General features: G+C 70.0%; 7 protein-coding genes. 3 read left to right on the forward strand and 4 right to left on the reverse strand.

The window, feature by feature from the left end:
- A partial coding sequence (locus G3I40_RS35025; protein ID WP_164558881.1) for a bifunctional (p)ppGpp synthetase/guanosine-3',5'-bis(diphosphate) 3'-pyrophosphohydrolase occupies positions 1-2,358 on the forward strand: 2,358 nt, incomplete at its 5' end.
- Between the two features lie 70 nt (positions 2,359-2,428).
- Here the strand turns inward: G3I40_RS35025 and G3I40_RS35030 are convergent.
- Together G3I40_RS35030 and G3I40_RS35035 are read right to left on the reverse strand one after the other, a co-directional pair.
- Positions 2,429-3,661 (reverse strand): DUF349 domain-containing protein, encoded by a 1,233-nt coding sequence (locus G3I40_RS35030; protein WP_164558882.1) that lies wholly within the window; start codon positions 3,659-3,661, stop codon positions 2,429-2,431.
- Between the two features lie 136 nt (positions 3,662-3,797).
- Complete coding sequence (locus G3I40_RS35035) at positions 3,798-4,652, reverse strand: peptidylprolyl isomerase (RefSeq protein ID WP_164558883.1); 855 nt, start codon at positions 4,650-4,652, stop codon at positions 3,798-3,800.
- A 156-nt stretch (positions 4,653-4,808) separates the two neighbouring features.
- On the opposite strand from G3I40_RS35035, the gene G3I40_RS35040 reads away from it, so the two are divergent.
- Both G3I40_RS35040 and hisS read left to right on the forward strand, forming a co-directional pair.
- Complete coding sequence (locus G3I40_RS35040) at positions 4,809-5,522, forward strand: MBL fold metallo-hydrolase (RefSeq protein WP_164558884.1); 714 nt, start codon at positions 4,809-4,811, stop codon at positions 5,520-5,522.
- A gap of 13 nt (positions 5,523-5,535) precedes the next feature.
- Positions 5,536-6,798: a histidine--tRNA ligase gene (gene hisS / locus G3I40_RS35045; protein ID WP_164558885.1), complete on the forward strand. Its 1,263-nt coding sequence runs from the start codon at positions 5,536-5,538 to the stop codon at positions 6,796-6,798.
- 64 nt (positions 6,799-6,862) lie between these two features.
- Here the strand turns inward: hisS and G3I40_RS35050 are convergent, their stop codons facing one another.
- On the reverse strand, positions 6,863-7,486 hold the full coding sequence (locus G3I40_RS35050; RefSeq protein ID WP_164558886.1) for a response regulator transcription factor: 624 nt from the start codon (positions 7,484-7,486) through the stop codon (positions 6,863-6,865).
- Positions 7,483-7,839, reverse strand: a 357-nt coding sequence (locus tag G3I40_RS35055) for an ATP-binding protein (RefSeq protein WP_239092126.1), incomplete at its 5' end; no start/stop codon positions are given. The genes G3I40_RS35050 and G3I40_RS35055, both read right to left, overlap by 4 nt.

The raw sequence follows: 7,839 nt of genomic DNA on the forward strand, positions 1-7,839 counted from the left end.
GAGCACCCGCGTCCCACGCCACCGCCCGCGATCCGCGCCGCCGCGAACCAGCCGGCGTCGCGCTCCGGCTCCTCGAACCGCGTCCGTGCCCGCCTCGCCCGGCTGGGCGTGCAGCGCTCGAACCCGTACAACCCGGTCCTGGAGCCGCTGCTGCGGATAGTGCGCAGCAACGATCCCAAGATCGAAACGTCGACGTTGCGCCAGATCGAGCGCGCCTACCAGGTCGCCGAGCGCTGGCACCGCGGGCAGAAGCGCAAGAGCGGCGACCCGTACATCACGCACCCGCTCGCCGTGACGACGATCCTCGCCGAGCTGGGCATGGATCCGGCCACCCTGATGGCGGGCCTGCTCCACGACACCGTCGAGGACACCGAGTACGGCCTGGACACCCTGCGCCGCGACTTCGGCGACCAGGTCGCCCTCCTCGTCGACGGCGTCACCAAGCTGGACAAGGTCAAGTTCGGCGAGGCCGCGCAGGCCGAGACCGTGCGCAAGATGGTCGTCGCCATGGCCAAGGACCCCCGCGTCCTGGTCATCAAGCTCGCCGACCGCCTGCACAACATGCGCACCATGCGCTACCTCAAGCGCGAGAAGCAGGAGAAGAAGGCGCGCGAGACCCTGGAGATCTACGCGCCGCTCGCCCACCGCCTGGGCATGAACACCATCAAGTGGGAGCTGGAGGACCTCGCCTTCGCGATCCTCTACCCCAAGATGTACGACGAGATCGTGCGGCTCGTGGCCGAGCGCGCCCCCAAGCGCGACGAGTACCTGGCCATAGTGACCGACGAGGTGCAGTCCGACCTGCGCGCGGCCCGCATCAAGGCGACCGTCACCGGCCGCCCGAAGCACTACTACAGCGTCTACCAGAAGATGATCGTGCGAGGCCGCGACTTCGCCGAGATCTACGACCTGGTGGGCATCCGTGTCCTCGTCGACACGGTGCGGGACTGCTACGCCGCACTCGGCACGGTCCACGCGCGATGGAACCCGGTTCCCGGCCGGTTCAAGGACTACATCGCGATGCCCAAGTTCAACATGTACCAGTCGCTGCACACGACGGTGATCGGCCCCAACGGCAAGCCCGTCGAGCTGCAGATCCGCACGTTCGACATGCACCGCCGTGCCGAGTACGGCATCGCCGCGCACTGGAAGTACAAGCAGGAGGCCGTCGCCGGCGCCTCCAAGGTGCGCAGTGACCAGCCGAAGGCCACCGGCAAGGACGACCACCTCAACGACATGGCGTGGCTGCGCCAGTTGCTCGACTGGCAGAAGGAGACCGAGGACCCGGGGGAGTTCCTGGAGTCCCTGCGCTTCGACCTGTCGCGCAACGAGGTCTTCGTGTTCACGCCGAAGGGCGACGTCATAGCGCTGCCGGCGGGAGCGACACCGGTCGACTTCTCGTACGCGGTGCACACGGAGGTCGGCCACCGGACGATAGGCGCACGCGTCAACGGACGCCTGGTGCCCCTCGAATCCACCCTGGACAACGGCGACTTGGTGGAGGTCTTCACCTCCAAGGCCGAGGGCGCGGGCCCGTCCCGCGACTGGCTCGGCTTCGTCAAGTCGCCGCGTGCCCGCAACAAGATCAGGGCCTGGTTCTCCAAGGAGCGCCGCGACGAGGCGATCGAGCAGGGCAAGGACGCCATCGTCCGCGCCATGCGCAAGCAGAACCTGCCGATCCAGCGGATCCTCACCGGCGACTCGCTCGTCACGCTCGCGCACGAGATGCGCTACCCCGACATCTCGTCGCTGTACGCCGCCATCGGCGAAGGCCACGTCACGGCGCAGTCCGTCGTGCAGAAGCTCGTCCAGGCGCTCGGCGGCGAGGAGGCGGCCAACGAGGACATCGCCGAGAGCGCACCGCCCTCGCGCGGGCGCTCCAAGCGCCGCGCGAACGCCGATCCCGGCGTCGTCGTCAAGGGCGTCGACGACGTCTGGGTGAAGCTGGCTCGCTGCTGCACCCCCGTGCCGGGCGACCCCATCATCGGCTTCGTCACGCGTGGCAGCGGCGTATCGGTGCACCGCAGCGACTGCGTGAACGTGGACTCGCTGTCCCGGGAGCCCGAGCGCATCCTGGAGGTCGAGTGGGCGCCCACCCAGTCCTCGGTCTTCCTGGTCGCCATACAGGTCGAGGCCCTCGACCGCTCGCGCCTGCTGTCCGACGTGACCCGCGTCCTGTCGGACCAGCACGTGAACATCCTGTCCGCGGCCGTGCAGACCTCGCGCGACCGGGTGGCCACGTCCCGCTTCACGTTCGAGATGGGCGACCCGAAGCACCTGGGTCATGTCCTCAAGGCCGTCAGGGGAGTTGAGGGCGTCTACGACGTGTACCGCGTGACGTCGGCCCGCAGGCCCTGACCCACGGACACATGAGTGAGGCCCCCGGCACTCGGTGCCGGGGGCCTCACTCACGTACGGGATCGAAGGCTCAGCCCCCGAACTCCTCCAGCCCCTTGAGCGCCGAGTCGAGGAGCGCCTGGCGGCCGTCCAGCTCCTTCTGGAGCTTGTCCGCCTTGGCGTTGTTGCCTTGCGCACGGGCCTGCTCGATCTGGCCCGTGAGCTTGTCGACCGCGGTCTGCAGCTGGCCGGTCAGACCCGCGGCACGCGCGCGTGCCTCCGGGTTCGTCCGACGCCACTCGGCCTCCTCGGACTCCTGCATGGCACGCTCCACCGCGTGCATCCGGCCCTCGACCTTCGGGCGGGCGTCGCGCGGCACGTGGCCGATGGCCTCCCAGCGTTCGTTGATCGAACGGAAGGCGGCACGGGCCGACTTGAGGTCGCCGATCGGCAGGAGCTTCTCGGCCTCGTCGGCCAGCTCCTCCTTGAGCTTGAGGTTCTCGCCCTGCTCGGCGTCACGCTCGGCGAAGACCGAGCTGCGCGCCGCGAAGAACACGTCCTGGGCGCCGCGGAAGCGGTTCCACAGGTCGTCCTCGTGCTCGCGCTGCGCCCGGCCCGCCGCCTTCCAGTCCGTCATCAGCTCGCGGTACCGGGCCGCCGTGACGCCCCAGTCCTGCGAGGCCGACAGGGACTCGGCCTCCGCGACCAGCTTCTCCTTGGCCTTGCGGGCCTCCTCGCGCTGCGCGTCCAGGGACGCGAAGTGCGCCTTGCGGCGCTTCGAGAACGCCGACCGGGCGTGCGAGAAGCGGTGCCACAGCTCGTCGTCCGACTTGCGGTCGAGTCGCGGCAGACCCTTCCAGGTGTCCACCAGCGCACGCAGCCGCTCGCCGGCCGCCCGCCACTGCTCGGACTGGGCCAGCTCCTCCGCCTCGACGACCAGCGCCTCCTTGGCGTGCCGCGCCTCGTCGGACTGCTTGGCCTTTTGGACCTTGCGCTCCTCGCGACGCGACTCGACCGACTCCACGAGCTTGTCGAGCCGCTTGCCGAGGGCCTCCAGGTCACCGATCGCATGCGCGTCCGTGACCTGCGCGCGCAGGTGCTCGATCGCGGTCGAGGCGTCCTTCGCCGACAGGTCGGTCGTCTGTACCCGGCGCTCGAGGAGCCCGATCTCGACGACCAGACCGTCGTACTTGCGCTTGAAGTAGGCCAGGGCCTCATCAGGCGATCCCGCCTGCCACGAACCGACCTCACGCTCAGTGCCGTCGGCCGAACGCACGTACACGGTCCCCGTCTCGTCGACGCGGCCCCACGGGTCGCTGCTCACAGCGCCTCCTCCACATGATGCCTGCGGGGGACTCGTGGGCCCCCGGGCATCGTCCACAGTTTCGTCACGGCCAACATAGGCGACCGGCGGGGATGCTGTCCGCATCCCGCGCGACCGAAATTTGGCCGCGGGCAGGTCAGGACTTGGTCACGGTCCCCTTGTTGATCACCACGGTCGCGTTCGGCGCGGTGTTGCCGGTGGTCTGGTCCGGGGGCTGCGCACCCGCCTTCGCGATCTTGTTCAGCACCTTCATCCCGGAATCGGAGATGGTCCCGAACGGGGTGTACGTCGCCGGGAGCTTGCTGTCCTTGTAGACGAGGAAGAACTGGCTGCCGCCGGTGTGCTTCTTCCCGGTGTTCGCCATCGCGATGGTGCCCGCCGGGTACGTGTACAGCTGCGTGCCCTGCTGCTTCTCCGCCTTCTTCAAGGAGGAGTCCTTCAGGTTCTCGTCCGGGATCGTGTACCCCGGGCCGCCCTGGCCGGTGCCCGTCGGGTCGCCGCACTGCAGGACGTAGATGCCGTCGGTGGTCAGACGGTGGCACTTGGTGTGGTCGAGGAAGCCCTTGCCCGCCAGGTAGTTGAACGAGTTCACCGTGTGCGGGGCGGCCGACGCCTTCAGGTCGATGCCGATGTCACCGCACGTCGTGGCGAGCTTCATCGTGTAGTTCGCGGACTTGTCGATGCTGACGGCCGGCTCCTTCTTCCAGGTGGCCGTCTTCGCCTTGCCCGCGGCGGGCTTCTCGCACGGGTCCGGCGCCTTCGACGCGGAAGGGTTCGTGCTCGGCTCCGCGCCGGCCGTGTCCTTCTTGTCGTCGCTCTTGAAAGCTCCGGCGGCGTACGCGCCACCGGTGCCCAGGACGACGACCGCGAGCACCGCGGCGATCACGGTGTTGCGGGTGCGCGCCTTGCGTCGCGCGGACTCACGCCGCTGCTGCTGGCGCAGGAACTTCTCCCGGGCGAGCTGACGCTGCCGCTGATCCTTGGTGACCACCGGGTGTTCTCCTCGTACGTCTCGTGACCGTGATTCTTGCGGGCCGGGCCATCGGTTGGTGCCCCGTACCGTATATGGGGTCGCTGTGGATTCGGCAGCGCCGGTAGGCTCTGATCTGCCGCATTCCGCTGTTTCGACGACATACGAAGGACGATCGTGCTGATTGCCGGGTTCCCCGCCGGGGCCTGGGGCACCAATTGTTATCTGGTTGCCCCCGCCGCGGGTGAGGAGTGCGTGATCATCGACCCGGGCCACCAGGCCGCCGAGGGAGTCGAGGAAGCGCTCAGGAAGCACCGGCTCAAGCCGGTCGCCGTCGTCCTCACGCACGGGCACATCGACCACGTCGCCTCGGTCGTCCCGGTCTGCGGGGCGCACGACGTACCGGCGTGGATCCACCCCTCGGACCGCTACATGATGAGCGACCCGGAGAAGGGCATCGGCCGTTCCATCGGCATGCCGCTGATGGGCGAGCTCACCGTGGGGGAGCCCGACGACGTGCGGGAACTGTCCGACGGTACGCGGCTGAACCTGGCCGGACTCGACCTCACCGTCGCGCACGCGCCCGGCCATACCAAGGGGTCGGTGGCCTTCCGGATGCCCGAGACGGCGGACGTTCCGTCGGTGTTCTTCTCGGGCGACCTGCTGTTCGCCGGCTCCATCGGACGCACCGACATGCCCGGTGGCTCCATGGACGACATGCTCGAATCGCTGGCCCGTGTGTGCCTGCCGCTCGACGACTCGACCGTGGTCCTCTCCGGGCACGGCTCCCAGACGACCATCGGCCAGGAGCGCGCCACCAATCCGTATCTGCGGCAGGTGGCGGCCAGCGGCCAGGGGGACTCGCCTCGGGCCCCCCGACGAGGAATGTGAAGAGACTTTTCCCGTGAGCACCTTTCAGGCCCCCAAGGGCACGTACGACCTGCTGCCGCCGGACTCCGCGAAGTACCTCGCGGTGCGCGAGGCGATCTCCGGACCCCTGCGCAACTCCGGCTACGGCTACGTCGAGACGCCCGGCTTCGAGAACGTCGAACTGTTCGCCCGCGGTGTGGGTGAGTCCACCGACATCGTGACCAAGGAGATGTACGCCTTCGAGACCAAGGGCGGCGACAAGCTCGCCCTGCGGCCCGAGGGCACGGCATCCGTGCTGCGCGCGGCCCTGGAGGCCAACCTCCACAAGGCGGGCAACCTCCCGGTCAAGCTCTGGTACTCGGGCTCGTACTACCGCTACGAGCGTCCCCAGAAGGGCCGTTACAGGCACTTCTCCCAGGTCGGCGCCGAGGCGATCGGTGCCGAGGACCCGGCCCTGGACGCCGAGCTGATCATCCTGGCCGACCAGGCGTACCGCTCGCTCGGCCTGCGCGACTTCCGCATCTTGCTGAACTCGCTGGGCGACAAGGAGTGCCGTCCCGTCTACCGGGCCGCGCTCCAGGACTTCCTGCGCGGCCTCGACCTCGACGAGGAGACGCTGCGCCGGGCCGAGATCAACCCGCTGCGCGTCCTCGACGACAAGCGGGCCGACGTGCAGAAGCAGCTCGTGGGCGCGCCCTCGCTGCGCGACTACCTGTGCGACGCGTGCAAGGCGTACCACGAGCAGGTGCGGGAGCTGCTCGTCGCCGAGGGCGTCGCCTTCGAGGACGACGAGAAGCTGGTCCGCGGTCTGGACTACTACACCCGTACGACCTTCGAGTTCGTCCACGACGGTCTCGGCTCGCAGTCCGCGGTGGGCGGCGGCGGCCGCTACGACGGCCTGTCCGAGATGATCGGCGGCCCCTCGCTGCCGTCCGTCGGCTGGGCGCTCGGCGTGGACCGCACGGTGCTGGCCCTGGAGGCGGAGGGCATCGAGCTCGAACTCCCCTCCACCACCAGCGTGTTCGCGGTGCCGCTCGGCGACGAGGCGCGGCGCGTGCTGTTCACCAAGGTGACCGAACTGCGCAAGGCCGGCGTCTCGGCGGACTTCTCCTTCGGCGGCAAGGGCCTCAAGGGCGCCATGAAGAACGCCAACCGCAGCGGCGCCCGGTACACGATCGTGGCGGGGGAGCGGGACCTCGCCGAGGGCGTCGTGCAGCTCAAGGACATGGAGTCCGGCGAGCAGTCCGCCGTCGCGGTGGACCAGGTCGTCGAGGTGCTCCGCGGCAAGCTGGGCTGATCGGTCCCCTTTCCGGGACGAAGAGGGAGCGGGGTCCGGGGCAGCGCCCCGCGGCCCCGCTCCCTCAGTCGAGCAGCCCGAACCGCATCGCACTCGTCACCGCCGCCGTACGGTCGTCCACCCCCAACTTGCCGAACGCGCGCAGCAGATGCGTCTTCACCGTCGACTCGGCGACGTGCAGGCGCCGGCCGATCTCCGCGTTCGTACAGCCGTCGGAGACGAGCCGCAGCACCGCCGTCTCCCGCTCCGACAGCCGGGGCCGCTCCGGATGCGTCCGCAGCTGGTCCACGAGGCGCGCCGCGACGGACGGGGCCAGCACGGTCTCGCCCCGCGCCGCGGCCCGTACCGCATCGGCCAGTTCCGCCCGGGACATGTCCTTGAGCAGGTACCCGGCCGCGCCCGCCTCCACGGCCCGCAGGATGTCCCGGTCCGTCTCGTACGTCGTCAGCACGATCATCCGGCACCGGAGCCCGGCCGCCGTCATGCGCACGATGGCGTCGACCCCGTCGCCGCCCGGCATCCGCAGGTCCATCAGCACGATGTCCGGGGCGTGCCGGGCGGCGAGCGCCTCGGCCTGCGGTCCGTTCGCCGCCTCCGCGACGACGTCCAGGTCCGGTTCGGCGTCGAGCATCGCGCGCAGGCCCTCGCGCACGACGGGATGGTCGTCGGCAAGCAGGATGCGGATCACGAAAGGGTCCTCTCGGGTACCGGGAGCCGGACGGTGACCGTGGTGCCCGCACCGGGCGCGCTGTCGACCGTGGCCGTGCCGCCCACCTCGGCGGCCCGCGCCCGCAGCCCGCGCAGACCGTACCCCGCGGTCGGGGCCCCGGGGTCGAAGCCGGGCCCCTCATCGCGTACGACGAGGCGCAACCCGCCCTCCACGTAGGTGAGTTCCACGTCGATCGCGGCGCCGGGCGGAGCATGCTTGTGCACGTTCGCCAGCGCCTCCTGGCAGCCGCGCAGCGCCACCACCTCCAGGCCCGGCGGCAACGGCCGGGCCGCGCCGGTGATCCGCACCCGTGCGGCGTGCCGGGACCCGAG

Origin of the sequence: Streptomyces sp. SID14478 (assembly GCF_010548525.1) — a bacterium.
GTDB lineage: Bacteria > Actinomycetota > Actinomycetes > Streptomycetales > Streptomycetaceae > Streptomyces.